The organism is Prevotella sp. oral taxon 475 (assembly GCF_018127805.1).
Classification (GTDB): Bacteria; Bacteroidota; Bacteroidia; order Bacteroidales; family Bacteroidaceae; genus Prevotella.
The window spans coordinates 2,416,932-2,442,684 of record NZ_CP072334.1 but is presented as its reverse complement, the minus strand read 5'-3'; the positions used below and the strand labels follow the sequence as shown (position 1 = coordinate 2,442,684).

The window sequence follows — 25,753 nt, the reverse complement described above, 5'->3', positions numbered from 1 at the left end:
AAAAAAATGTCCGGCAGGCTCGTGGCTTGCCGGACATTTCTTTATGGGGTGAAATGGACTGGCCTTAGAACCACCTTCTCACCACAAACCATAGGTGCATCAGTAGGGTTGAAAGCAAACCGTAGTGGTTTCGCATCACGGAAAAACGCTCTTTGAGCGAGGCACGGTGGTTTTTGGCCGTCATTCCGCCCTCTAAATAGTTCACCACCACGGCATGGATGTTGCGCAAAGGTAGACCCATGGCCTCGGCGTTCTTCATCACACGGATGCACCAATCAACGTCTGCCGAGAAGCGATAGTCCAGATGGTAGGGCGTTTGACGGGCGATGTCTGTGCGAACGTAGAAGGCTTGGTGGCAAACCAGCATGCCTTGGCGAAACGAACGCCAAGAGAGCTGTTCGGGCGGGGAGAGCCGACGGTGGCGAAGAAAGCGTCCTTCATCGTTCACTATATCGGTATCGCCATAAAGAACGGCAGGCAAGGCTTCGCCTTCGCCCACGGCATTGGCTACCTGTTCCAATGTGTTGTCGGATGGAAACACGTCTCCGGCATTGAGAAACACGAGATAATCGCCCGTTGCCAGGTAAAGACCCTTGTTCATGGCATCATATAGTCCCTGGTCTTTCTCGGACTTCAACACAACGGTATGGCCGTTTTCCATCCCGACAGACTGCTCTTCATAAGCCCGGGCGATGGACCATGTATCGTCCGTCGACCGTCCGTCGAGCAGGATATGCTCCACATACGGATAGCTTTGAGCCCGAACACTGTCTAACGTTCGGGGCAATTCGTGTGCAGCATTGTAAGTGCACGTAATGACAGAAAGCCTTATCATAACTTACATTTTTTAAAGGCGATGGCCTGATTGTATATTTCGATGTAGTGCATCGCTACCGAATTCTGCGAGTAACACTGAGCTACTTTGCGTATAGCTTGGGTGCTTATTTCGTTGTATGGAGCCTCTTCGAGCACCCAATGCAGGCCGCGGGCCAGGTCTTCGGCATCCCGATAGGCCGCCACATAGCCATTTTTGCGGTGGTCGATCTCTTCGGGTATGCCGCCAACGTTGAAGCCTACGCACGGAATACCACAGGCCATGGCCTCCATAATGGTGTTGGGTAGATTCTCGGAGAGCGACGGAAGCACGAAAACCGTTGAGCTGTTGTAGATGTCTACCAAGGTACGGGTGTCGGTAACGTAGCCCAAGGAGTAGACGGGAAAGTCGAATTCATGGGCTAACTCTTCCGAATGGCTTCCCATGATTGCTATACCCACCGTCTCTTTCAGCTGCGGATGTAAGGCGGACAGTCGACGACAAGCCTCGATGAGATAGGTCATGCCTTTGTTCTCATTGGTTGCCCGTTGGGCGGCAAACAAGATCAGGCGTTTGTCTACGGGCAGTTGGGCCCGTCGGGCAGCCAGTGTTCGGTCTTCCTTGACAAACATCCGTGTATCGATGGGGTTCGGAATAGCCGACACATAATGCCCTCGCAGTAGTCTACTTTGTCGTGCCTGGTCGGCCAACCACTTGCTGCAGGCCACGAAATGGATAGGCCCCAGGTCGTAGGTTCTTTTCTTTTTGGTCCACACCGTAGCTGAAAGGTCGGTAGCAGAGCCGCCTCCCGGTAGATATTTGCATGTTCTGCACTGCTGCTTAAAGAGGTTGCAGCCCAGCGTAAGATGGCAAATGGCGGTGGCAGGCCAAAGGTCGTGCATTGTCCAGACGACAGGTTTGCCGCTTCGAAGAATCTTTCTGAGGCCGCGGAGGGAGAGCATACCCTGGTTCACCCACGAGAGATGAATGACGTCGGCCTCTCGAAACTCGGGCAATCGGGTGATGTCTGCGCCGGTGTTGGCAATGTCTATGTCGAAGAGATGTCGTTTTGAGAAATGCAGATGCCAATAGATGCACCAGCGTTCCCACAGGAAACGCCACCGTTGAAAGAACTGTCGTCGCAGCGAAACCACGGTAATGGAGTCTGTTTCCTTGTCGCGCACCAACATTTTCGCTTTTTCGCCGTTGTTGTTCAAAGCCTCCATCAGTCGATTGGCGGCCACAGCCGCACCACCCGTTCGCTCGCTTGTGTTCACAATCAAAATTCTCATACTGCCGTGTCTTACGCCTTATAGATAGATGCAAACTTAAGAAAAAAACCTCAATTGGCAAAACAGCTCGTGTCGGTTAGCCGTTGGAAAGGCAGAACAGCAAACAAAACGAAAGCGAAATAAGGAAGAAAGAAGCATAAATGTATCTGTGTTCGGACACATGGTGTTGATTTATGTCAAGAATGGGGGCTTTTTACAACTAAAGTGCATCAAAACTATTGCGCGGTTTGAAATCTCGTCGTATCTTTGCAACGTCAAAAGGTTAATAGATTGTTTAGGTTAGTAATATTAGATTTAGGTTTTTAGTTATTAGATTTAAGGTAGATTGATAGATTGTTTAACGGATAACAATGAAAACCGTGAGGCTTTCATTTGTTTAGAACAACAGTTTTAGTTAAACATAAGAAGTGCGCCGCAACTCGTTGAGAGCTGCGGCGCATTCTTGTTCGGGGCAATCTATCCCCTTAGTCTGTCATAAGTTGATGCCCTTGTGGGATGAAAGGATCCTTCGAAAATGCTATATCATTAAGGTTTCAACGAGTTACTGAAGAACACGACCTACCTTGTTTATCCACGCCATCGCTTCGTAGACAACTTTCTCATCGGGATGGACGACGGTGTTGTTCTCTCGTGTGCTCTCTGCAAGCCATCTGGTGGGCGGTGTGGCGTAGGCATTCGTTTGCTCGTCCGCCCTGTTCGCCGCTGCAATGGGCAGAGCCGGCATCTAACAGGTTGTATTCTTCTTGTTTCATCATGCTGTTGTTTTTATGGTGTCAGTTTGATTGCAAACTCTTTGCAACCCATACAACCCATGTGTCAATATGATCTTTGAGAGAGGCGGGAAGTGGTAGCGGGATCTTTATATCTGGCTTGATTCCTATTTCTTTTGTTTTTATTTGCAAAGCGAAGTCTTCGTCGACACAAACTGGATAATAGCAAGTAATCCCACTATGTGGCAGCTGAAATGGAGCAATGTTACCCGATAGGTTTGCTCCGCTGGTAGGGTCTTGTCCATATATTTTTCCACGATGGCAATAGTCTTTTACAAAACGAGCTAAGGTTTCTCCAGAACTTGCTGTTCTGCTATCAACGAGAATTGCCGCCTTTTTTAAATGGCTTGCAATGAAAGGCATTTCCTCGTTATTGTTCTCTTCTGACAATGGCACAAACTGTGCTTTCGATTGACGGGCTTTCTCTACGATATTTGTATCACCTTGTTTCATGAGTACTTCTCTGTTCATGGGGGTGTTTCTGAATAGAACTCTCCAAGGTTTCTTTGGTAGATGGTCTGCGAGTATCTCAAGAAAAGGTTCCCAAATGGCATCATTTCCCCCAGAATTACCTCGAATATCTAAAATGAGATAGGGACAATTCGTTCTTTTATAGGCTTGGGCAACACTATCGACCCATGCGTAAGTGGGATTCTGACCGCTGCAAGAGGGTATTCTTACCAGATAGGTATCCGTATCGAGCATACACGCAAGGGGTTGAGGGTCATACTCCATCCTTTCGTTATACTTGGGATGAACCCTTCGGTCATACTCTTGCCAGAATCGATGTCGGTCAACTATAAAATGCGTATCGAATTGAGAGAAAAACCAAAAGACATAGTCACAAGTTGCGGTTTCTATATCTTGACCTTTCAGTAAATGTCGCCTGATCGACTTTTTAAGCTTGGCGTATTCCTTACCATACATTTTGTGAATATATGGGTAAGTAGCAAGATTAGCTTCAGTAAATCTTGTTAGATATTGATAATCTTTTAGATGATGATTGATGCTGTCGGGATGTATTGCAAATGAGGTGGAAGGCCAATATAAAGCAAAAGAAACAAGGAACAATCTTAAGTTCATGATATATTGTCTTTTAGGTGAATTATCTTTTAATCATATCTTTATGAATGGCTACTTCTTGTTCGACACTTAATCGTGACTTTGCAAATTTATATATTTTATTCTACTCTTCCTTTCCTTTTCATGTTTTTTGGCTCATCCAACATTCTGAGTGATATGGCCATCTTTGGATAATCAATTGTCCAAATATGGGCAATCTATTCTCCAAATATGGCTAATGACTTATCCGCGTTTGGACAATTCTATATATAAAGATGAAAGAGAAGAGAATATTCTATAGATTGACTTAGGACAGAATATAATAGGGACAAACGTAATAAAAAATGCGTGAGACGGGTGGTTCAGTCGCCTTTTCTTAGTCGCATAAGTGCGGGGTAATGTTCTTCATAGCGGTCGAACTCAATGGCTTGTCCGTCGTAGCCCATGTCGGTGAAAGCTTGGCGGATGTCCAGTTGCTCTTCTTCGGTGATGGTACGGCGTTGCTGCTTAATCCTGTAATAGGAAGAGGAACCGAGGCATGACATGACGCTTAGTTTGATGCCGCGTAGGTCGGCGGCGCGCACGTTGTCGTAGATGCGGGAGATGCCCCATGCGTAACGTTCCTTGCGGTCGGGCATGAAGAGTGAGCAGGGTTGGCGACCGGTTATCACGGCGGGATTGACAACGGTGTAGCTCTCTCGCGTGTTCTTAGCTAGCATCTGGTGGGCGGTGTGGCGTAGGCATTCGTTTGCTTTCTCACAATGGGTGCCGGGGCAATGGGCAAAGTCGGCATCTAACAGGTTGTATTCTTCGAGGGTCATCATGCTGTCGTTTTAAAGTGTATAATGGCTTTTTTCGACAGACACAAAGATAACAATTGTTTTGTCATATTGCAATTTTCGAATGGAATAGTACTGTTTTGCTGAAGAATATTGGCTTTCAAATAACCTTTCAAGATAAATTTGTTATCTTTGCATCGTGTCCTTTTTAAAGGTACATGACATCGTTGGAAAAGAAGAAGCGTTATGCTTATCTTGTAAGTTGAAAACCTGAGAAACTTTCAATTGTGTACAGGGATAGCATAGTGGTTCTCACGCTATAGCGTGGGCTGCTATTACTACATTTGTACACAGGGTTTTCTCAGGACCTTCAACTTAGAACGTGGGCATAGTCAGTTCCACGCTTCTACATATATAAACTATTTAGAGGTCTATTGGAATTGTGAAAGGCCAACAGTATCAAAGAAATGACTTTTATTGAAGAATTTGCCCAAGAGTTTGTTGCTGTTTACAACTCAAAGAATGAAAAAGAAATCTGCCATAAGGCGAGAATTCTTGTAGGAGAAATTAATAAGGATGAATATCAGTTCACAAGAACAACTCATCCTTATGCGATGGCTACAGCATTATATCATCTCCTTTCTGATGAAGCAAAACTGACGGATGAAGAAAGTATTCCGGTAGCAAAGTTGCTTTACTATTGTTTGTTGAAAAATTATTTGATAAACAATGATATGGATATATCTGATGTTAAGTATGCTGACCTAATAGATGGCTGTCAACTGGGAATAATCTTTATGACAAAATTCATGAAGTTTATTGCTTTCTCTATCATATCTGGCATTGCACATTATATGCCAGATGGTGCGCGAAAGCATTTAGGCAATCAACTTCTACTTTTCTGTAAAACAGTCCAGCATGTAGAAACAATGCATTTTCATCACTTTATTGGTGATGAACTTATGGAAGAATATAAGGAACTTGCACAGGAACTTAATCAATATTTACCTAAAGTTGCAGATCTCTCTATTCTGAAATGTGAGTGCACTCCTATAATTGAACAGATTTGCAAGGATATAGAGTTTGATTGTGCGTTGAGAGGCAATGAGTTTTAGGTGCTAATGTATATTTAAGACAAATTATGATGGAACCTTTAATAATTATCATAGTCGCAGTTGTGATTCTCTTTGTTTATGTTGCTTATAAACATAATGAACTGATGAAAGAATCTAAAGAACTGGCAGAAAAAAATCAATATATTGAAAGTGGAACAGGAAGGATAAGAGAATGGCCTGTTGGTTCATATTTCAATAGTACGAGTAACCTAAAAAAAAATTATAATAGTACTCTTATGTCTGTCTTGCTTGAACTGGAAGCACAAGGTTATACTTTTGAATTTGATCCTGATGCAGATTTACCATACGAATTGCATAAGACTCCTCTTGCATTTTATAAAAAGAATGATACTTATACCGCTGTATATTCTGAAAAAGAAATAGACAAGTTAGAATCAGAGTGCATTAAGTATATTAGATTGGTAAAAAAGCAAGAAGAACCAGACAAAAAGGAGACTAATTCTTATTTACGAATTGGGAATATAGATGAAGAGTTTGATTTGTCTAAGGTTGGAGAACGTTGGAGAAATGTAAGCCCTGATGATAGACTTGCATTATTGGATGTTCAGTGTTATTGTGCCAGGAAAGCAGAAGGAACAACTTTCTATACAAAAGCTATACAAAACCTAATTGTGATAGGTCTTGATTTGGGCTTTACAAAGGAATTTATAGAAGAAAAGGTAAAGAATGGTTCTCTTGAGAAAAATTCTATATCAAGAAGACTTGCTTTGGTTGAGGATAGAGATGCTTTGCATTTAGTCTTCAAAAGCTGTTTTTGGTTTGCAGTAAATACGAATAATCGTGATTGGTCTTATGTTTTTAATCTTTTCATGAATGCTGGATGTGCTATTGAAGAATTAAGTCCTTTGCTTTAGAGATGCAAATCCCATAGGCTCGTAGAGAGAAAGCTTGTCAATCACAGATTGATAGTACACATGATTGGGGACAGTGGCAATAAAGTTCTTACCATAGTCCTGCCGTAGCGTCTCATTGTTCCACACTATACGCTTCTTGACAAAACCACTATTGATGCGTGGCTGGTTCATAATCTTATATAAGGTTGTGCCAACACGGATAAATTCTTCCTGTACCATAAGCTATTTCTGCATTAAGGGTTTGCTGCCCATGATATATCGCTGTGCTTCTTGTGTGATCTGCGCAGCGGAAGAAGTGTTGGTGAAGGAGCAAAGAGTATCTATCAGCGTTTCAAGAAAGTTGTACGCTATGCCATAGACCATGAAGTAATGCAGAAAGATCCCTGCAAAGGTGTTGTGTGCAAGGTAGATGACCAAGTGTTACGCAAAGATGTACTCTCAATGGCCGAAATACAAGCACTGATTCAATGTTATTATGAGAATGAGAATCCTAATGTCAGACGTGCCTTTATCCCTTGTTTGTATTGTGGTCTGCGCTTCTGCGATGTAAAAGACCTTACCTATAAGAATGTAGATTATACCAACTGCCTGTTGAAATTTGAACAAAATAAGACCAAAGGACATTCTGCACATAGTGGCGTTATTATTCCTCTCAATGACGGTTTACTCTCTTTGATTGGCGAAGCTCCTGAGGACCTAAGTTCCTCTATCTTCAACCTTCCCTCATATGAGAGTTGCAGTAAGTCTGTGAAACGGTGGGTAAAGCGTGCAGGTATTAATAAACACATCAGCTGGCATTGTGCCCGCCACAGCTTTGCCGTGAACATCCTGAATAATGGTGCCAACATCAAGACCGTTGCCAGCCTATTGGGACATAGCGGATTAAAACACACGGAAAAATACACTCGTGCAGTGGATAAATTGAAGTCTGAAGCGATAAATAGTTTGCCGGAATTGACTACTATATAGAAAATAATGTTATATTTGCAAGGGATTATTAAACTAACAAATATGGAAGACTTTGAATTTTCAGAGAATGAGGCCGAAGAGATGATTAATATAGAATACGATATTACATCTTATCCTTCTGATTATACGTTAATGGGACTTGTTGAAATGTTTAAAAATGAGGACATTATGATTCCTGATTATCAGCGTGGTTATGTTTGGAATATAAAACAGGCATCATTACTCATTGAATCCTTTTTAATAGGACTACCAGTCCCTCCTATTTTTTTATATATTGATGACGAAAATAAGAATTTGGTCATTGATGGTCAGCAGCGTCTATTAAGTATTGTTTATTTTTTTGAAGGATACTTTGGCAAAGAAAGTCAAACAGGGAAACGACAGGTTTTTAAATTGTCGGGACTAAATTCTAAAAACAAGTTTTATAATTGTACTTATAATGATTTAGACGATAAAGATAAAAGAAAACTGGCTTCTTCTGTACTGAGAGCAATTAATATAAGACAACTTTCACCTACAAAAGAAAATACATCTGTATACCACATTTTTGAACGACTAAATACAGGAGGAACTCCCCTTAAGTCACAAGAAATAAGGAATTGCGTATTTAGAAGTGACTTTTTAAATAAGTTGAAGGAACTAAATAAAAATCCATCATGGCGTAAAGTTATAAACAAGAAAGACATTGTTAAAAATCAATCAGATATAGAGCTGATTTTAAGAGTTTATGGATTAGCTTACTATCTAAGTAGATATGAAAAACCAATGAAAGAGTTTCTCAATAAAGTAGCTAAAAGCAATATGAATGCATGTGAAAATATAGATAGCTTTGCTATTGCTTTCGAAAGAACAGCAGACTATATTGATTCAAAGTTAAGGATTAAGCCTTTTCATGTACGCGGACCTTTTAATGTATCTTTGTTTGATTCTGTCTTTTGCAAGATTTTGTTACATATAGATAATTTACCAGCAAATCTGCCTCAGCGATATGAGGAACTTCTTGTAGATCAAAAGTTCACGGATTTGACAACATTAGCTACAACTGATGAAAAAATCCTTAAGGAGAGATTTGAATATGTAGAAACTTTTTTGTTTAGTGATGGCTTACACCGATAAGTTTCAACCTGCAGACGAGTTGATTAATGAGATTAATACTTTAAAACCTCATATTTCGCCAGTAGCTTTACCTAAGTTTACTGGTGCAATTTCTGTAAGTGCTGTAACTTCATATGAACTTGCTATAAAGGAGATACTTATAGATTATGCTTCTAATAAGCATCATTTATTTGGTGGTTTTATTCAAAATTATCTTTCTATATTAAATGGAAGAATAGAGATCTCTGATTTAAAAAAGGAAATCAAAAAAATTGATAATACTTTGGCAATGAATTTTGAAACAAAAATTACAGAAGTGGAACAAGTTGAGCCCTCTGTGAGGTCCTGTTATCAAAACTTGATACAAGGTAGGCATTCGTATGTTCATGCAAATCGAATAAATCTCTCATATGATGAATGTATTCAAGATTATGAACTCGGGAAGAAAATAATAGATGCGTTGCATGTAGTTATGGTATAATTAGTATTATGACTATAGAAGAAATACAGAATCGCAAGGAAGACCAAACCTTTGACTGCAAAAGCATTCAAATTGCTCCTAAGGTATTGGCTATTACTATTGTTGCATTTGCAAATGCCGATGGCGGAACGATTGCTATTGGTGTGTCTGATAAGATAAGAAGGATAGAAGGTGTAAATCAATATACGGAGAAGCTGAATGAATTGTTGCGTGTTCCTTTAGATTTCTGCAATCCTTCTGTGCCTATTACTAGCGATTTGTTACCCTGTACAGATAAGGATGGAAACGAGAATCATATTTTATTGATGTATATTCCTGCGAGTTCTGAGCTACATTCCAATCAAGCCGATGAAGCCTATATGCGTGTTGGTGATAAAAGTAGAAAGCTGTCTTTTGAGGAACGCATACAGTTGATGTATGATAAAGGCGAACGCTACTATGAAGATACGGCTGTGTATGGTGCTAGGGTAGATGATATTGATATGGCTGCTGTCGAAAGATATACAGAATTAATTGGTTATACCAAATAGCAAAGCAATATTTACAAGAGAATAATGGCTTCTTGACTATCAATGTAAAGGGAGAAGAGCACGTAAGTGTGGCTTCTATTCTTCTGTTTGGAAGATATCCTCAAAAGTTCTTTCCTCGTGGGCGTACTCGCTTCATCCGCTATAAAGGTACAGAGGAACGAGTGGGTGCAGAGATGAACGTAATTAAGGATGTAACCTTTGAAGGAACGATACTTGATCAGGTGAAAGCCACGATAGCTTATCTTGAAACCCAAGTAGAGGAACATACATTCCTTGGACAACATGGGCAGTTTGTAACCCATAGAAATTATCCAAAGTTTGTAATTCAGGAAATGGTTGTCAATTCTTGTTACCACCGTGCCTATAATATTAAGGGTACGGAAATCCAAATCAAGATGTTTGACAATCGTCTTGTATTCGAATCGCCCGACAGATTGCCAGGAACGGTCAAGCCTTCCAACATTCGTCATACACATTTCTCACGCAATTCTAAAATAGCACAATTCCTTAAAGCATACGACTATGTAAAGGAATTTGGCGAAGGTGTAGATCGCATGTGCCGGGAGTTGGAGGCTAATGGTACATCACATTTATCTTTCCATCTTGATGATTTTATTTTGAAAATGACAGTACCGAAGGTCGTGTCTCAGGCAGAAAACCAAATAAATGCAACTGCAAATACTTCAAAAAGGACTGCAAACGCAACTGCCCAAAATGCAACTGTAAATAGTGAGAACCTTATTAAGAAGCTAATTGAAAAAGCAATCGTAAGAGGAGAAAAACTTACAGCCAATCGTATTTACATTTTGCGATTAATGGCTGAAAATCCTTATATTACAAAGGATGAAATGGCAACAATTACAGGATTGAATGCAAGTACAATTATGCGCAATATAGAGTTTATGCGAGGTAAATATCTACGTAGAGTTGGTTCTGACAAAAGTGGTTTTTGGGAAATTATAGAATAGTATGATACTATAACAAGCCCAACCTAGTATCTCGTGTGGTTGGGCTTGTTCATGTGGGGCTACTTTAGTTTTCTTTGCATCAAACTATCTACCTTTTGCTTCAATTCCATGTCGTAATCATCTGCTTTTTCCTTGATTAGCTTGATAATCTTTTCATTGCGATGAATATCGAACACATCATTGAGCCATAGGATTTCCTTTGGGCTGTATCCTCGCCATACTCTGATGATACGGAACTTCAAGGCGTCGTCCTTATATTGCAGCCTGCTTTTCCACAAGAAGTAGTTACCGACCAACGAAACAAAGCAGATGATAGACACTGCCACCACAGTGGTAAAGATTTTCGAGGATTTGATGTCAAAGCAGTGTCTATGGATGTGTTCTTGTGGTTGTGGGTGCTCCTTCTGCTCCTGCCACTCGTGCAGCATGGTCAGGACGTTTTCCACCAATTTTTCTATGGACTTAGCTTCTTCATCCTTAATGCGCACTTGCACACCAATGTACTCGTTAAGTATATCTTTCGTCCGCTGCTCATACTGATTGAGCAATTCCTGTTCCTGCTGTTCATTACTTTGTGCGTTTGTAGATGGAGCTAGGAGAGAAGTAGAGGCATTTCTCTTTTCTTTCAGTTCCTTTAGTTCCCTGTAAATTGTCTCCAGTTTATTTTTAATTCCCTCAAAGAGGACAAATGTATTATTATCAGCCATAGTTATAAATGTATTTTACGTTTTTTCTTTTTCTTCTTTTTATCGAGTGTGTTGTAAACCTCCGCAGGGACAGTGCCATGGGTCTGGAATAATCCCAATCCTCCTTCAATGAGTTCGTTGGCTATTTCGCTCGTAACGCTTGCAACATTGGATATGAAGTTTATCGTTCCTTGCATCTGTTGTTCGTGTTCCCTGCTATTCTGTTGCAGAGCAAAGTCTATTTTAGAATAGCTGAAATTCCTATCCACCTTAGAGCCATTGAAATGATAACTGTTCTTTTCAAAGATAATTCCCTGCACCTCCTGTGAGTTGCCTTTATACTTAAAGCGGACATCAATATTTTGCTTTTTCAAATGAGCAAGAAGGTCTTTCCAATCCCTGCACTGAGCAATCTCTGCTTTCAATGTCTGATAGATTTCATACTTGGTCTTGTCAGGTTCTTTCAGTCGGTGTTCTTTGACATTCTCCTTACCACCAGCGAAGTACAAGCTATATTTAGCGGTTAGTTCCTTGCAAATCTTCTCACTTCTGAATCTGTCGTTACGATCAGAAATGGTCTTGCCGTTGTTATCTATCCGATTAAAAGCGATATGAATATGTGGGTGTTCCTTATCGAAATGACGACCGATGATGTACTGTGTATCTCTTATCCCCATCTTTTCCATGTACTCACGAGCCACTTTTACCATCCATTCATTGCTGAGTTTAGGAGAGTCCTGTACCGAGAAACTCAGGGGGATATGTCCGGCAACCTTACTTACTCGTGGATTCAATTCCGTTTGGGCAATAAAACTTTGGACAATATGGCTGATACTGTCTGTTCTCACTCCGGAACTGTCTATAAGTTCTGTTCCTTTCTTCGGGTCAAGGATGTAATTGATGACACCCTTGAAGCCCGAACCTTTCATAATTTTGGCTATCATCTTCGTATCAGATTTAATATTTCATCTATCTTGCCAATGATGGTTTTATGGAAAGGAGCAATGACATGAAACCCTTCCGCATTGGCACGATGTGCCAACTGATTGAGATTATTTGCCATACCACACAGCTTGCGGATGAAGTCTGCTTGCTCTACTGTCAGTCGTTCAATGACATTTCCTTCCTCAAGAACTTTCCTTACAAACTCACTCATGGTTACTCCTGCGCTTTTGGCTTTGCCTTTGAGCGTATAGTAATCCTGCGTATTCAGTTTCACCGTGATACGGTATTTCTTCTTTTCGGCTACGCCCTTGGTTGGACGACCACCTTTTTTATATTCTGTTTTTATCATACTTGTTTCTTTAATTTGATTTGATGAAGACCAGCGGGATAATCCTCTGCAACGACTGTCAGGAGGTGGAGCAAATGGTTTTGGTATGCCCAAAACATAAACTTGCTCCCCGAAAAACAGATTATGCAAAGCAAATCCTACAATCATAGCTTAATCCCTTTAGTTTTCTTGATTTCAGCTTTCTCTGAATGCTTGAATTCAGCACATAAATACTCGTTTAAGTCCTTGAAACCATTGTATAAATTTGAAGCATCTGTAACTGAATTTCCTAATTTCTTCGATAATCGCAGGTAGGCATTTCTTCCTGCACCGTCATTATCCAAGAAACATTGAACGCTGTCATAGCGTGATAATCTCTCTATCGTCTTATGAATATTTGTTACAGAATTGAGTATCAAATAATCCTGTTGCCGCAGTCTTGTAATCTGTGGATTCTCTTTCCTTTTCAGTGTCATGAATGACAGAAAGTCCATAAAACCCTCAAAAAGAAAACATACTTTCTTCGGCTTGTCGGCATAGAAATGGCTGATGTGTTTCGGTGCAATACTGCCTTTGAAGAATGGATTGCGCAATTCATAGCCACCTGCTATGTTGGGAAAACCTATACCAAAGTAATGTTTGCCATTGGAATCATAATGCAGTTCCTTGCATACAGAAACTGCCACCTCCACATCAATACACCTGCCCCGAATATACCTTATCAAAGCAGGGTGTGATAGGGAAAGTACCTGTAAATTCTCAAAAGAGTTTATATGCTGTCCTACCTTGATACCAGCAAATGATGTAGAAGAGATTGGCATACAACGTGAAGCATTACTCGCTAGCTTGCGAATGAGATACTATACATCAGAGGATTTGTAGAGTTGCTCTGCCAAATCTATGATGTTTCCACCTTTACCTATACCGAAATCATACCACTGGTTACGCTCGGTATTTACCTTGAATGAAGCGTGGCTCTCCTGACGAAAAGGAGAAAGATACCACAAGTTGTTATCTTGTTGCTTGGTGGGAGAATATCCTTGACTCGTAAGAAAATCCTGCAACTTTATCGTTTTAATTTCTTGTATGTTCATATTAGAGTGAAGTTGAATGGTTTGAAAAATTGATGATTTGATGAAAATGCACATAACCATTTCATAACAAATAAATTACTTGCTCATCATGGTTTCATCACAGGACTTACCAAAAGAAAAGATATGTATTTCTCTTTTGGACAGTATCGTCTTTTCCTTTCATCATTCTTTCATACTGATGAGTGGAAAGATGAATCAAATAGGCATTGCCAATCAATCTGTTATATATACTTTTCATCATTTCATCAAAATAATGATTAAATGTTTGTGAGTTGTTCTTTGGTTAGGGTATAGTACCTGCCTGTCCGCTTGATGGGTGAATAATTCCGCAAGCTGTTGTAATCCATCTGATAAGTCAGATATGTCAGCGTGTTGGAGGCAGGAATGAGTTTCCATATATCCTGCACAATCCTGCGGACTTGACTCTTGTCTGCCTTATAGCCTGTGTTGTTCAGCAAGCACACCATATCATTGATACAGAATGAAAGTTCGGTAACAACCATCTGATCCATAATCTCCAAACAGAGTTCGGACATTTCCAACTCAATCTTATTGCGGTTGCTGCGGATAATGCGTTGCAAGGCTAGTGTAAAGGTCAGCTTGGTTGCAAACCACATACGGCTTTCCTTTTGGGTAGACAGCGTGCGATGCTGGAGAAAATAAAGAAAGGCAGGTATCTCTGCTTTCAACTTCTGAAGAAACTCGGTATCGTCACTCTCCAGACGATTTATCTTCCTTACCCAATATCGGGTTTCTCCTATGTCTATAATGACAGGGAGTAACTCGTTATTGGAACACAGCACAAAGAAGGAGATTTCGTCTCGGTCTTTGCCCTTGGCTTCCATCTTGTAGGAAAGCGTTGTGCTGAAATTTTTCAATCGTTCACTATCCTCCCTACAGTTGAGCAAGACCTCGTCCACGACAATGAGCAGTTTACCAGCCCAATCAACATTGAATTGGCTGCGAAAATCCTCGTTGGTGTTGAAAGTAACATTGTTTTGAAAAACAGCTTTGAGAAAGTTAAGGAACGTACTCTTGCCTGTGTTGCGTTCTTCTGACACCATCAGGAGAATGGGGCGTTTCTGCACGGGGTGGAGATAGAGCAATTGCAAGTAATCCATGCCTAACTCATACTGTTCACCGAAGATATGTCTTATCAATGATTCGATGTGTAGAAACTCTCCTTCTTTTGGCAGGTGTCCTATCGGCTCGTAGAGATTAAGAAACTTATCAATTACAGGTTGATAGTCCACATGATTGGGAACGGTGCAGAAACCATCATACTTCGAGACTGTGGCAATAAAATCCTTTCCATAATCCTGCCGTAGCGTTTCATTGTTCCAGACGATACGCTTCTTGACAAAACCGCCATTGATGCGTGGTTGATTCACAATCTTGTATAAGGTCGTGCCAACACGGATAAATTCTTCCTGTGCCATGAGCTATTTCTGCATTAAGGGTTTGCTACTCATTATATACCGCTGGGCTTCTTGATTTATTTGTGCAGCAGTTTTAACTGGGTTCTGCCGTAGCCACGCTTCAAGTTCAGCTTTCTCAAAGTAAAGCATTTTACCTTGCGGTTTGTAATGTGGTATCAGGTTCCCTGATGTGAGTTTGTAGAGATAACTCTTTGAGAGGTTTAAGAACTTGCTGGCTTCTTCAAAACTCAACACATTCTTATTCATGAATACCATTTGTTCGAGTTCTTCAACTCGAGTTTCTAATGTCTTGTTCATATTGAAAACATTTTGAATTAAACAATATGAAGGTGCACCTTCGTTAATTATTTGTTAACGAGGGCAAAATTAGAAACGATAAAAGTAAATGACGTTGAGCAATGTTTGAGATATCAACCTATGCTCAACCTTTTTTTCAGTTGTTTGATGTAGTTATCAATGGTTTCCCATCTTTTCGGTTGCTTCATATTGATTTGGTCTGTTGCGGTGGAAAGGTCGGTGCGTGTCAGTGGCGTATCTTTTGTTTTCCCCAAGACAAGTTCATTACGAGCAATCGCAGATTGCCATTCATCAGTAATGAACCCTCGAAGATTAAGACTTTGCATGAGATACGCCAACTGGCGGTTGTTGTTTGATTTCAGGGCACCTTTTAGCTTACAAGCAAAAAAATCTTTGAGTATCTTGGAAGATATGCAAGTTGTAAATAATTGAATTTCGTTGATGCAAGCGGTAAGAATCTCAATTTGCTCGTCTGTAAAATCTGATTGAAATGGAGTTGTCCTTTTACCAACGATGACAGGTTTCCTTTTCTGCTTACATGGTTCATCGTTTATCAAGACTGAAGAGCGAGACCGATCGGTTTGTATCTCTGTCAATTCAATTCGTTCTATTTCTACCATGAGACATTTTGCGTATCGTTCATATAGAATTGCATCAACAAGATACGAGAACATCGGCAGGGCATCATTATATAAGGTGTGTGCCTTAATGTATTTCGCATATTCAAATGAAGAAACAGATAAAGAGGTATGTTTCTGTTTTTGTTCTTTGGTCAATGATTCAAAGAAGGAGCTTTCCCACAAAACTTCATCGTTGTAATTATTCGTTGAATACTGTCAAGCTGTATCTTTAGATTGTCATTTCCCATTTTGCAATTTCTATGATGGGTACTGTTTACAAAGATAGGGCATTCATTGGAGAAAAAGCCGAGAAAGGGAAACAAACAGAATAAAAGGGGAAAGTTGCCATTAATTAAATATAAGTGGCGAGAAACTATAAAAGTACACTTTTCTCATAATATTGTTATATAGTAGGCTTTTAGTATATGTTAGAAAAACAAAATCTCTTGTAAGTCAAAAACTTACAAGAGATTTATAGTACCCAGACCCGGGCTCGAACCGGGATGGATTGCTCCACTGGTGTTTGAGACCAGCGCGTCTACCTATTCCGCCATCTGGGCTTATTGTGGGTGCAAAGGTACATATTTTTCCAAGATAGACAAAAGTTTGCAAGAAAAGTTTTAGACGATCATTAGAAAAAGCCTTATGAGTTATTGGGTGTTGGAACATTCTTGTGAGTTTGTAAAACTAATTCAATCTACCTCGCATCTGCAGTCGAGACCGTTTACACAAACTCATCTCCCTTCTTGAGTCGAGCTTCGTTGGCATATTTCCGCACCAAAGCCGAAGAATCTTCTTTTTTACAAATGAGCAGGACATTATCTTTTTCCACCACAATATAGCCATCCAGACCGTTGATGACAGCCAGTTTACCCTTCGGAACCTTAACGATATTATCGCGACTATTTTCTAAAATCACATCACAATCGATGACAACATTATCCTCTTCGCCCTTTTGCATCGACTCGAACAAGCTATGCCAGGTGCCCAGGTCGGCCCATCCGAAGTCGCATCGCATCACATACACATCGGTAGAGTTTTCGAGCATACCATGTTCGAGAGAGAGATTGGGGTAGAGCGGGAAGTGTTCGTGGATGAAGCGCGTCTCTTCCTGTGGGGTGAACGTAGGATATTGCTCATCGAACTGGCGCAGAACCGAAGGCAGCAGTTCGCACAGTCGGTCATAGGCAAAGCGAGCATGAAAGAGGAAAAGGCCCGTATTCCAATGGAACTCGCCACTTTCGAGGAAGAGGCGGGCGAACGAGCGATCAGGTTTCTCCGTGAACGAGCGCACCCTATACACCCCTTCAGAAGCCCGTTCGCCCAGTTGGATATAACCGTAACCCGGTTCGGGGCGTGTAGGTTTGATGCCCATGGTAAGCATACCGCTACAGCTATTGACGAAGTTAAATCCCGTTTGGATATTCTCTTCGAAAGCCTTCTCGTTTTGTATGGCCTGATCTGATGGTGTCACCACGATGTTTGCCTCGGGGCAGAGGTGAAGAATGCGGTGCGAGGCCCAGGCCAAACTGGGTGCCGTACTGCGGTAGATCGGTTCTGCTAAGATATTTTCGGTAGGCAGTTCGGGCAGTTGTTGGTGCACGATGTCGGCATACATCTCGTTCGTGCTAACCAGAATATGCTCTATGGGGAGGATTTTGAGAAAGCGGTCGAAGGTTTGTTGCAGTAAGCTTCTTCCGCAACCAAAGAAGTCGATAAACTGTTTAGGATACGACAACCTGCTGTAGGGCCACAAGCGCAGCCCTCTTCCGCCGGCCAGAATCACGCAATAGTTATTGGTCTGATTCATTCTGTTAGAGCTCTTGAAAGTTTCTCGTGCCGAATTTATGAAAAAACTTCCTATCCCGCAAGCTTTCTCACTTTTTATTCTCTACCGTGTTGTCTCTTTATATCTTTTTAATCGATTGGCAGAGTAAAACAAAAGTCCTCGAAACGTGCCCATAGAGGCGAGCGTTTCGAGGACAGTCTATCTGAATACGATCTGCGATACCCGTAGGAGAGACCGAGGGATGCCATCAAGAGCAGAGGTTTTCGACGATCGGAAACCGCCCTCTTCCCTCTTGAAATTACTTCTTCTCCTCGGCGGGCATCATGGTCACCTCAATATGGTTACCTGCCTTAAGAATTTCTTTTGCAAAGTGAGAGATGCTCTCGGGCGTCTGTGCGGCCACCAGAGCTTTGTATTGGGTATAACTATCGATGCCATAGCGGTGCCAAGTGTTGATAACGCCCATCCAATAGTCATTGCTCTTAGCCTGGTCGTCAGCCTCTTTGAGCATATATTCCTTCACCTTTGCCAGCATCGAAGCATCGCAACTCTTGGCCAACTGAGGCATTTCGTCGCGCATAATCTGCAAAGCCTCGGCCGATTTCTCCGGTTTCATCGGACAAACGGCATAAACAGCAGCAAAATGATAGTCATCATCAATAGTGGCCCAGCCGCTTGCGCCGCATGAGTAGGCTGCACTGGCCTCTTCGCGAATCTTCTTCAGGTAAACCATTTTGAGCACTTCGCCCACCATATTGGCTTTGATCGAGTTCTCCACGCTGTAGGGAATCGACTCGTTGAACCACACCATCGTGGCATTGGCCTTAGGTGTTTCCATCTTACGGGTGAAGTCGTTCTTGACGATACCTCTTTGGAAGAATTTCGTGCGTCTTCCTTCTATGTTCTTACCCTTAGAAGGCAACGAACCCAAATAGCGGCAGATAAGCGGACGGATGGTCTTTTCATCGTAGTTGCCCACAAAGGTGAAGCACCAGCCATTGGCATTAGCCGTACGTTCGGCAGCCATTTGCAGAATCCGATCGCAACTGATCTTAGGCAGATCGGTGAGTTCGAGCGGTTTCAGTCGTTTATTATGACCATACAGAGTGGCCTGCACCGAGTCTTGATAGGCCACATCGGGTGAAGTCTCCCGGTTTTTAAGTGCCATTTGGAGATAGGCCATCAAGTTGTTAAAGGCCTCTGGGTCTTTCTTGATCTGAGTGAAATGGAGATACACCAGTTGCAGCATCGTTTCAAGATCTTTGGGCGTAGACGAACCGCTGACCTGCATCCGTCGGTCGGAGATGGAGAGGTTGGCCGAGGCAATCTTACCGGCCAAAGCCTTCGAGAGTTCTGTTTTGGAGAACACACCCAGTCCGCTGTTTTCCACCACGTCGTCGAAGAGTTGCAGGTTGGTATAATCTTTTTCGCCATAGAGCGAGCTTCCGCCGCCGCCTTTACCGCTCAGCGACACCTGGTCTTTCTTGAAATCGGTTTTCTTCAGCAGCACCGTTACGCCGTTAGACAGCGTTATCTCTGTGTAGCCGAACTTCTCGTTGCGTTTCTCACCCTTGATTTTGCCCGGTTTGGGCAGAGTAGCGAGCAGTGGTTCGTTTTTCACATTGTCCACATAAGCCTCGAGTTTCTGGCTGCGTGCCTGCTTGACAGCTCCCAACAGACTTTCTTCGGTGGGGTAGACGCTGCCCTCTTTCTCCGGGTTGAAGCTGATGATGACAAGGTTGGTGTCGGTTTTCGCCACCAATTCTTTAAACGTCTCGTTGATATAGTCTAAGGGAATGCTCGGCACCATCTTCTTCATGGTTTCGTAGTAGAAGTCGATTGGCGGCATGGGTTCGTTGGCAAGGAAGTGCTCAGTGCACTCGGATGCAAACTGCTGGGTGAAGCGTTTGTCCTTATTGCTGTACATCTTGTCGAGCGAACCCAGTGTGCTGGCTTTCGAGCGTTCGTATTCGGAGGGCGTGAAGCCAAACTCAGCCGCCCGCAATGCTTCAGCATAAGCCGCTTTCAGGGCCTCGGCCGTTTGCGACATGTCTTTGGGCGACACGCCGATGGTGAAAGCATCCTTCGTCTTGGCAAAGATATAGCTGGCATCACTGGCATTGGCCGACACGAAAGGACAGTTGGATTTGAGAGCCGCTTCGGCCAGACGGTCGTTCAGAAGGCCGATTCCCACCCCTTTTACATAGTTATATAAGAGGTAAGAGAGGTCGGTTTTCATCGAGTCGGGCATAGCGTCGTGCTTCATCATCACCTCCACCATGCTGGCGTTTAGCTCCTTGTCTTTGTCTACAATCACGATGGGCGTGTTGTTGTTGGGCACCTGTTCTTCCACCACAGGAGCGGCATTGAGCGGGTTTTTCAAGTCGCCGAAGAGTCGTTTGATTTCGGCTTCCACATGATTTACGTCCACATCGCCCACCACGATGATGCCTTGGTTGGAGGGGTGATACCATTTCTCGTAATAGTCGCGCAGTTCTTTGTATTTAAAGTTGTCGACAACGCTCATCAGTCCGATGGGATAGCGCAACCCATACTTCGACCCAGGGTAGAGTTTGGGCAAGTTGCGCTCGAACATTCTGCTGCCCGGACTCGTGCGCAAACGCCACTCCTCGTGAATCACGCCGCGTTCTTGGTCGATTTCTTTCGGGTCGAGTGTGAGGCTTCCGGCCCAGTCGCGCAGGATGAGCAGACACGAGTCGAGGGCCGACTGCCGTGCCGTGGGCACATTGTCGATGTTATACACCGTGCGGTCGATGCTGGTATAGGCATTCAGGTCGGCACCGAACTTCACGCCCAGGCTCTCGCAATAGCGCAACAGGGCATCTCCGGGGAAGTGTTTCGTGCCGTTGAAGCACATGTGTTCGAGGAAGTGTGCCAGTCCGCGTTGTGCCTCTTCCTCCTGTATCGAGCCCACTTTCTGGGCGATATAGAAGTTGGCACGCTTCTCGGGCCAGTTGTTGTAACGGATGTAATAGGTAAGTCCGTTGTCCAGTTTGCCGATCTTCACCGCAGGGTCGAGCGGTATCGGGGGCATCTGCATTTGTGCTTGCGTGGCACCGGCAAGGGCCAAAGCAGCAAGCAAAAGCCAGTTTCTAAAACGCATAAATCTACTTTTTGGGTTTTTATAAATGGTAATTTGTTTGATAAAATGGAGTGTCTGCGGATAACAAACGGTGCCGCCGTGTGCGGCCGGTCTCAACTTGCATGCCTCTGTGTGTCGCCTTTTGGGGGGCGAGGGCGGGGCGGGTGCAATCTCTGTGACGGCCCCCGGCCGAACCGAAGGCAAATCCATCCGTTGCAAAGATAATGATTTTCCTCGATTTGTTTTTTCTTTTAACAAATATATGCACGAATATAGATAAGTTGCATCCTCATCACCTGTGTATCGGCAAAAGCACTTTTCGCTCGTTGTCGTTCTTGATCCGTTTCCAGATGTATAACTGTTTTATTACCAATGCCTGATAAGGCATTTCTCCATCTCTTAGCTTTTGCACTTCATTTTCTTAGCTTTTGGCGTGCGTTTTCTTAGCTTTCGTACATCGTTTTCTTAGCTTTTGAAAAATAAAGAGAGGGGGAGTAAGTAGTAAGGAGAGAAGTAGTAAGTAGTAAGGAGGGGAGTAGTAAGGAGTAAAGGGAGGTGTGATAAGTGTCGAGGAGGGGAGTAGTAAGTAATAAGGAGAGGTGTCGTTTTTTGTAAACAACCCTATAGGGGTTGGTCTGTTGGTAGGACAGGGTTGGCAAGCGAAGCGCGCCTACCCTGTCTAAGCGATACAAATCAATAACAACCCTGTAGGGGTTGGTCTGTCCGATCTCTTAAGGTAGGAGATGGGGAACCCTATTTGGGGCTGTTTTTAATTGACAATTGAGCAATGCCCATCGACAATTGGGCGCATAAAGGCCCAACAAAAGAGCACCCATACGCGACGTGCGTCATCGGTTTTTTGTTAGAATGCCGTTGCTATTCGTAACGAATGATGAATAGATGATGAGGGAAAATCAGTCGTCTTTCGATGGAATGCAGTTGCGCGGATGGTGGTTTAAAATTTCTTCGCGCAGCGTAGAGGTGTCGATGTGGGTATATATCTCGGTGGTTCCTATCCGTTCGTGCCCCAGCATGGCCTGGATGGCGCGCAGGTCGGCACCGCCCTCGAGCAGAGAGGTGGCAAAAGAGTGGCGAAGGGTGTGCGGACTGACGGTCTTTTGGATGCCTGCCGCCTCGGCTTGGCGCTTGATCATGATGAGAATCATGGTGCGTGTGAGGTGTGCCCCTCGCCGATTGAGAAACACATAATCGCCTTCACCGGGACGAATGACCATCAAGTTGCGGTCGACGAACCAGTATTTCAGTTCCGCAATCGCCTTTGGCGAGATGGGAACGAGGCGTTCTTTGCTCCCCTTTCCCAGCACGCGGATAAATTTTTCGTCGAGATAGAGGTCGGAAAGTTTCAGATTCACCAATTCGGATACGCGGAGTCCGCAACTGAAAAGCACCTCGATGATGGCCTTGTTGCGCTGACCTTCCCACTTGGAAAGGTCGATCGAGGCTTCTAACAAGTCTACCTCGGCCGTGGAAAGAACATCGGGTAGATGGGTGTTGACATGAGGAGAGGGGAGCAACTCTGTGGGGTCGGCGTCGATATAGTCGTCCAATAGCAGATATTTAAAAAAAGCACGCACGCCGCTCAGGATGCGTGCCTGCGAGCGCGGCGTGATATGATGGTCGTGAAGCGAAGCCGAGAAATGCTCCAGATGCTCCAATCGCACGTCGGAAAACTCGAGATGGCGATCTTGCAGATAGTTCGTCAACCAACGCAAGTCGGTTCGATAGGCCGCAATGGTGTTAGGACTGTAGTTGCGTTCCAGCTTCAGATAGCGCAGATAACGCCTCACCACATCGGCAGAACTTTTGTTTTCGCTTTCCATATCTTTTTCGTACTTTTGCAGAAAGCCGCTTCTCTGCCTGCCGATCAAACCCTGTACACACGGTGCAGACAGCAGTGGCTTTGTGCAACAAATGTACGAATAAAAGTTGAAATGAAGATACACGTCATCAATGGGCCCAATCTCAACCTCCTGGGCACACGCGAACCACAGATCTACGGGCGGTCTTCGTTCGAGGCATATCTGCCCGTGCTGCGGGCTGCGTTTCCCGATGTGGACATCGACTACTATCAAAGCAACGTGGAAGGAGAACTCATCAACCGACTACAAGAGGTGGGATTCGGCTGCGATGGCATCGTTCTCAACGCCGGTGCCTACACCCATACGAGCCTGGCTTTGGCCGATTGCATCCGCGCTCTGTCGGCTCCGGTAGTGGAAGTGCACATCTCCAACGTCTACCAACGCGAGGCGTTGAGGCATCATTCGCTCCTGGCGGCAGCCTGTAAGGGGGTGATTGCCGGTTTCGGACTGGACTCTTACCGTCTGGCTATCGAGAGTTTGCGCGCTGGTTCTTGTTCGCCGGCAAGGCTATAGATGTCGAACGCCGTTACACCTTATTATATATAGCACTCTCAACATGAATCTACCGCCCCATCAAACGCTCACTTCGCCTTCCCGTTTCTCGGAAAAAGAGGAGGCCGAAATGGCCTACATCCTCTCTCATATCGACCCCGAGGGCGATTATCTCTACCGTCTTTATCGCGCCACCAACATCCATACGCTCCACGGACGCATGGCCAGTGGACATTTGCAAGGTCGACTGCTGAAGATGTTTGTGCGGATGGTGCAGCCCAAAAATATTCTCGAGGTGGGCACGTTCAGTGGCTACAGTGCCATCTGTATGGCCGAAGCTCTACCCGAAGACGGGAAAGTGTGGACCTTCGAAATCAACGATGAGCAGGAAGACTTTACCCGCCGCTGGATAGAAGGCTCGCCTGTGGCCAGCAAAATCCGCTTTCTCATCGGCGATGCCATTACAAACGCACCACGACTGGGCCTTGTCTTCGATATGGCCTTTATCGATGGCGACAAGCGAACCTATGTGGAGACCTACGAAATGGTGCTTTCTCTGCTGCGTCCGGGAGGCATCATCCTGGCCGACAACACCCTTTGGGACGGTCATGTGATAGATCCTGCCTATGAAACCGACCCTCAGACGGCGGGAATCAAAAGATTCAACGACCTCGTTGCCCAGGATTCGCGGGTAGAAAAGGCGATCATTCCGCTGCGAGATGGACTGACTGTGATTCGGAAAAAGGAGTCTATCGGTTGACGTAAATCAAGTAATTGCAAAATAAATACAAAAAATAGCATCCTGCTATACAAGGTATTGAATTTCTCATTATCTTTGCAACGTGTTCGAGAGAATACTTTCATAATAAGTTTTCATTAGGTTAGTAGTTTGATAGATTTTAAGGTTAAAGATTATGTTATTAGATTTTGAAACAATCGCTATGTTGGTTGGCGTTACATTAGCTACTGCTTTTAGCATCATTGCTTTGCAACACACCAACGTACATTAACATTATTCTTTGGGATGTCGGGATGAGTGATCATGCCGACATCTTTTTCTTTCATGCTTTTCTTTAGTCCTGAAATGCGGAAGGCAGAGCCGACGGTGAGGGATGGATGGCTGTCGGATAGATGCCTGGATAGCCTTTGGTTGACGCTTGGATCATTTCTTCCATTTGTAAAACACTAAAAAATTTTTCAAAAAGTCTGTCCTTTTTTCGCCGTTCGTTTGTATTACTTCATATAAAGCACCTAAACACAACTGAATTTTGGACGACAATAACCATCTTCCTATCGACCAATTGCTTGCTCAAGCCGAAAGATTGAGCAAAGACATCTTGGCTATCGAAGCCGTCGACACGGTCGCTGCCTATCAAGAAGTATGCGGAAAGATAACCCGGAAACGTCGGTATCGCCTCCGGCAAAGCCTTGTGCGTTATGCAGCAATGCTGGCTTTACCGTTGCTTCTCAGCACAATGGTATTGGCTTATCTACACTTCCGCCCAGCAAAACAAGAGGTGCAGTATGCCGAAGTGGTGGCTTCCAACGGTACGGTGGTGAGATACGAACTGCCCGATCATAGTGTTGTATGGCTCAACTCGGGTAGTAGACTGCGCTATCCCACCTTATTGAATAGCAAAACACGACAGGTGGAGCTGCGAGGTGAGGGCTATTTCGCGGTGAAGGCCGATGCATCGTCGCCATTCTATGTGCATACAGCCGCCGGGCTCAGCGTTTTTGTCTACGGAACTCACTTCAACGTGTCGGCCTACGACGAAGAACCGCACGTGGAAACAACTCTGGAAGAGGGGAAAGTCAATGTGATGCTGCCCGGAAAAAAGAGCCCATGCCGGCTGGAACCGGGCGAATGGCTCTCTTACGACAAAGCAACGGGACGTGTGGAACGCAGAAAAGTGGAGACCGACGAGAAGACTTCCTGGCGCGAAGGTCGACTCATCTTCCGCAATGCCACCCTTGAAGAGGTGTTCGCCGCTCTGGAACGGCACTTCAATGTGCAGCTGATTCTGCGCCGTCGCTCGCAAAAAGAATACCGATATCGAGCCACTTTCAATGGCGAAACACTGCCGCAGATTCTCGATTATCTGGCTAAATCCACCTCGATGAAGTGGCAAACGGTGGACGGAAAGCCAGCCTTGGGGCATCCTACAGGGCGCAAAACCATTGTGATAGACTTGAATGAATAAATCGATAACTCATTTCTAAAACAAAGAAACCTACCTCTATGACACAGAAAAAAGAATGAAATCAACGAAGAGCAAGGGGAATACGGCTCGTGCCGCACGCTCTTCCAGCAATCCAACACTCTGCTG

At 43.8% G+C, this 25,753-nt stretch carries 20 protein-coding genes, 1 tRNA gene and 6 pseudogenes; 9 read left to right on the top strand and 18 right to left on the bottom strand.

What is annotated here, in order from left to right; genetic code table 11:
* Positions 1–64: 64 nt before the first annotated feature.
* The 5 genes from J5A66_RS09755 to J5A66_RS09735 form a co-directional block, all read right to left on the bottom strand.
* Positions 65–835, bottom strand: coding sequence for a glycosyltransferase family 2 protein (locus tag J5A66_RS09755; protein WP_211790400.1), 771 nt, complete (start codon positions 833–835; stop codon positions 65–67).
* Entirely contained in the window at positions 832–2,106 is a 1,275-nt protein-coding gene (locus J5A66_RS09750) for a glycosyltransferase family 4 protein (RefSeq protein ID WP_211790399.1), read from the bottom strand. Before J5A66_RS09750 ends, J5A66_RS09755 begins: the two co-directional genes overlap by 4 nt.
* Positions 2,107–2,705: 599 nt before the next feature.
* On the bottom strand, positions 2,706–2,861 hold the full coding sequence (locus J5A66_RS09745) for a hypothetical protein (protein WP_211790398.1): 156 nt from the start codon (positions 2,859–2,861) through the stop codon (positions 2,706–2,708).
* A gap of 18 nt (positions 2,862–2,879) precedes the next feature.
* A complete protein-coding gene (locus J5A66_RS09740; RefSeq protein ID WP_211790397.1) occupies positions 2,880–3,959 on the bottom strand; it encodes a S41 family peptidase in 1,080 nt (359 codons plus the stop codon).
* A 341-nt stretch (positions 3,960–4,300) separates the two neighbouring features.
* The gene (locus J5A66_RS09735; RefSeq protein WP_211791507.1) at positions 4,301–4,759 is read right to left on the bottom strand and encodes a DUF6078 family protein; all 459 of its coding nucleotides are present in this window, start codon (positions 4,757–4,759) and stop codon (positions 4,301–4,303) included.
* Positions 4,760–5,184: 425 nt separating this feature from the next.
* Between J5A66_RS09735 and J5A66_RS09730 the strand changes: the two genes are divergently transcribed.
* Positions 5,185–5,832 carry a hypothetical protein gene (locus J5A66_RS09730; protein ID WP_211790396.1) on the top strand — a complete coding sequence of 216 codons (648 nt, stop codon included), beginning with the start codon at positions 5,185–5,187 and terminating at the stop codon, positions 5,830–5,832.
* Between the two features lie 26 nt (positions 5,833–5,858).
* Positions 5,859–6,707, top strand: a complete 849-nt coding sequence (locus tag J5A66_RS09725; protein WP_211790395.1) for a hypothetical protein — start codon at positions 5,859–5,861, stop codon at positions 6,705–6,707.
* 9 nt (positions 6,708–6,716) lie between these two features.
* Here J5A66_RS09725 and J5A66_RS09720 read toward each other — a convergent pair.
* Positions 6,717–6,926 (bottom strand): annotated as a pseudogene (locus J5A66_RS09720) (helicase); the annotation flags it as partial.
* A gap of 72 nt (positions 6,927–6,998) precedes the next feature.
* Between J5A66_RS09720 and J5A66_RS09715 the strand changes: the two are divergent.
* From J5A66_RS09715 to J5A66_RS09700, 4 genes and pseudogenes are all read left to right on the top strand, one after another.
* A pseudogene (locus J5A66_RS09715) lies at positions 6,999–7,676 on the top strand (site-specific integrase); the annotation flags it as partial.
* A gap of 42 nt (positions 7,677–7,718) precedes the next feature.
* Positions 7,719–8,792 (top strand): DUF262 domain-containing protein, encoded by a 1,074-nt coding sequence (locus tag J5A66_RS09710; protein ID WP_211790394.1) that lies wholly within the window; start codon positions 7,719–7,721, stop codon positions 8,790–8,792.
* The gene (locus J5A66_RS09705) at positions 8,776–9,252 is read left to right on the top strand and encodes a HEPN domain-containing protein (RefSeq protein ID WP_211790393.1); all 477 of its coding nucleotides are present in this window, start codon (positions 8,776–8,778) and stop codon (positions 9,250–9,252) included. The genes J5A66_RS09710 and J5A66_RS09705 overlap by 17 nt, the downstream gene beginning before the upstream one ends.
* A gap of 8 nt (positions 9,253–9,260) precedes the next feature.
* Positions 9,261–10,750: pseudogene (locus J5A66_RS09700) on the top strand (RNA-binding domain-containing protein).
* A gap of 59 nt (positions 10,751–10,809) precedes the next feature.
* Here the strand turns inward: J5A66_RS09700 and J5A66_RS09695 are convergent.
* From J5A66_RS09695 to xerA, 12 genes and pseudogenes are all read right to left on the bottom strand, one after another.
* Positions 10,810–11,457 (bottom strand): hypothetical protein, encoded by a 648-nt coding sequence (locus tag J5A66_RS09695; RefSeq protein WP_211790392.1) that lies wholly within the window; start codon positions 11,455–11,457, stop codon positions 10,810–10,812.
* A gap of 2 nt (positions 11,458–11,459) precedes the next feature.
* Positions 11,460–12,380, bottom strand: a complete 921-nt coding sequence (locus tag J5A66_RS09690; protein WP_211790391.1) for a relaxase/mobilization nuclease domain-containing protein — start codon at positions 12,378–12,380, stop codon at positions 11,460–11,462.
* Positions 12,377–12,730, bottom strand: a complete 354-nt coding sequence (gene mobC / locus J5A66_RS09685; RefSeq protein ID WP_211791506.1) for a plasmid mobilization relaxosome protein MobC — start codon at positions 12,728–12,730, stop codon at positions 12,377–12,379. The genes J5A66_RS09690 and mobC overlap by 4 nt, the downstream gene beginning before the upstream one ends.
* A 143-nt stretch (positions 12,731–12,873) precedes the next feature.
* Positions 12,874–13,482 (bottom strand): annotated as a pseudogene (locus J5A66_RS09680) (toprim domain-containing protein); the annotation flags it as partial.
* Positions 13,483–13,572: 90 nt separating this feature from the next.
* Positions 13,573–13,803, bottom strand: a pseudogene (locus J5A66_RS10270) (CHC2 zinc finger domain-containing protein); the annotation flags it as partial.
* 257 nt (positions 13,804–14,060) lie between these two features.
* Positions 14,061–15,242, bottom strand: coding sequence for a primase-helicase family protein (locus tag J5A66_RS09675; protein WP_211790390.1), 1,182 nt, complete (start codon positions 15,240–15,242; stop codon positions 14,061–14,063).
* A gap of 3 nt (positions 15,243–15,245) precedes the next feature.
* Positions 15,246–15,539 (bottom strand): helix-turn-helix domain-containing protein, encoded by a 294-nt coding sequence (locus tag J5A66_RS09670; protein WP_211790389.1) that lies wholly within the window; start codon positions 15,537–15,539, stop codon positions 15,246–15,248.
* Between the two features lie 113 nt (positions 15,540–15,652).
* Positions 15,653–16,354 (bottom strand): annotated as a pseudogene (locus J5A66_RS09665) (hypothetical protein); the annotation flags it as partial.
* 283 nt (positions 16,355–16,637) lie between these two features.
* Positions 16,638–16,719: transfer RNA gene (locus J5A66_RS09660), tRNA-Leu, on the bottom strand.
* Positions 16,720–16,883: 164 nt separating this feature from the next.
* Positions 16,884–17,969, bottom strand: coding sequence for a mannose-1-phosphate guanylyltransferase (locus tag J5A66_RS09655; RefSeq protein ID WP_211790388.1), 1,086 nt, complete (start codon positions 17,967–17,969; stop codon positions 16,884–16,886).
* A gap of 277 nt (positions 17,970–18,246) precedes the next feature.
* Positions 18,247–21,072, bottom strand: a complete 2,826-nt coding sequence (locus J5A66_RS09650; protein ID WP_211790387.1) for a pitrilysin family protein — start codon at positions 21,070–21,072, stop codon at positions 18,247–18,249.
* An 893-nt stretch (positions 21,073–21,965) separates the two neighbouring features.
* Positions 21,966–22,892: a site-specific tyrosine recombinase/integron integrase gene (gene xerA / locus J5A66_RS09645; protein WP_211790386.1), complete on the bottom strand. Its 927-nt coding sequence runs from the start codon at positions 22,890–22,892 to the stop codon at positions 21,966–21,968.
* Positions 22,893–23,003: 111 nt separating this feature from the next.
* Here xerA and J5A66_RS09640 point away from each other — a divergent pair, with 111 nt between their 5' ends.
* From J5A66_RS09640 to J5A66_RS09630, 3 genes are all read left to right on the top strand, one after another.
* Positions 23,004–23,444, top strand: a complete 441-nt coding sequence (locus tag J5A66_RS09640) for a type II 3-dehydroquinate dehydratase (RefSeq protein WP_211790385.1) — start codon at positions 23,004–23,006, stop codon at positions 23,442–23,444.
* A 109-nt stretch (positions 23,445–23,553) separates the two neighbouring features.
* Positions 23,554–24,183: an O-methyltransferase gene (locus tag J5A66_RS09635; protein WP_211791505.1), complete on the top strand. Its 630-nt coding sequence runs from the start codon at positions 23,554–23,556 to the stop codon at positions 24,181–24,183.
* A gap of 508 nt (positions 24,184–24,691) precedes the next feature.
* Positions 24,692–25,627: a FecR family protein gene (locus tag J5A66_RS09630; RefSeq protein ID WP_211790384.1), complete on the top strand. Its 936-nt coding sequence runs from the start codon at positions 24,692–24,694 to the stop codon at positions 25,625–25,627.
* Positions 25,628–25,753 lie beyond the last annotated feature (126 nt).

What these genes read in the sequence shown, in the direction of transcription:
- J5A66_RS09755 (WP_211790400.1), bottom strand. Translation starts at nt 835, where the DNA reads ATGATAAGGCTTTCTGTCATTACGTGCACTTACAATGCTGCACACGAA.
- J5A66_RS09750 (WP_211790399.1), bottom strand. Translation starts at nt 2,106, where the DNA reads ATGAGAATTTTGATTGTGAACACAAGCGAGCGAACGGGTGGTGCGGCT.
- J5A66_RS09745 (WP_211790398.1), bottom strand. Translation starts at nt 2,861, where the DNA reads ATGATGAAACAAGAAGAATACAACCTGTTAGATGCCGGCTCTGCCCAT.
- J5A66_RS09740 (WP_211790397.1), bottom strand. Translation starts at nt 3,959, where the DNA reads ATGAACTTAAGATTGTTCCTTGTTTCTTTTGCTTTATATTGGCCTTCC.
- J5A66_RS09735 (WP_211791507.1), bottom strand. Translation starts at nt 4,759, where the DNA reads ATGACCCTCGAAGAATACAACCTGTTAGATGCCGACTTTGCCCATTGC.
- J5A66_RS09730 (WP_211790396.1), top strand. Translation starts at nt 5,185, where the DNA reads ATGACTTTTATTGAAGAATTTGCCCAAGAGTTTGTTGCTGTTTACAAC.
- J5A66_RS09725 (WP_211790395.1), top strand. Translation starts at nt 5,859, where the DNA reads ATGATGGAACCTTTAATAATTATCATAGTCGCAGTTGTGATTCTCTTT.
- J5A66_RS09710 (WP_211790394.1), top strand. Translation starts at nt 7,719, where the DNA reads ATGGAAGACTTTGAATTTTCAGAGAATGAGGCCGAAGAGATGATTAAT.
- J5A66_RS09705 (WP_211790393.1), top strand. Translation starts at nt 8,776, where the DNA reads ATGGCTTACACCGATAAGTTTCAACCTGCAGACGAGTTGATTAATGAG.
- J5A66_RS09695 (WP_211790392.1), bottom strand. Translation starts at nt 11,457, where the DNA reads ATGGCTGATAATAATACATTTGTCCTCTTTGAGGGAATTAAAAATAAA.
- J5A66_RS09690 (WP_211790391.1), bottom strand. Translation starts at nt 12,380, where the DNA reads ATGATAGCCAAAATTATGAAAGGTTCGGGCTTCAAGGGTGTCATCAAT.
- mobC (WP_211791506.1), bottom strand. Translation starts at nt 12,730, where the DNA reads ATGATAAAAACAGAATATAAAAAAGGTGGTCGTCCAACCAAGGGCGTA.
- J5A66_RS09675 (WP_211790390.1), bottom strand. Translation starts at nt 15,242, where the DNA reads ATGGCACAGGAAGAATTTATCCGTGTTGGCACGACCTTATACAAGATT.
- J5A66_RS09670 (WP_211790389.1), bottom strand. Translation starts at nt 15,539, where the DNA reads ATGAACAAGACATTAGAAACTCGAGTTGAAGAACTCGAACAAATGGTA.
- J5A66_RS09655 (WP_211790388.1), bottom strand. Translation starts at nt 17,969, where the DNA reads ATGAATCAGACCAATAACTATTGCGTGATTCTGGCCGGCGGAAGAGGG.
- J5A66_RS09650 (WP_211790387.1), bottom strand. Translation starts at nt 21,072, where the DNA reads ATGCGTTTTAGAAACTGGCTTTTGCTTGCTGCTTTGGCCCTTGCCGGT.
- xerA (WP_211790386.1), bottom strand. Translation starts at nt 22,892, where the DNA reads ATGGAAAGCGAAAACAAAAGTTCTGCCGATGTGGTGAGGCGTTATCTG.
- J5A66_RS09640 (WP_211790385.1), top strand. Translation starts at nt 23,004, where the DNA reads ATGAAGATACACGTCATCAATGGGCCCAATCTCAACCTCCTGGGCACA.
- J5A66_RS09635 (WP_211791505.1), top strand. Translation starts at nt 23,554, where the DNA reads ATGGCCTACATCCTCTCTCATATCGACCCCGAGGGCGATTATCTCTAC.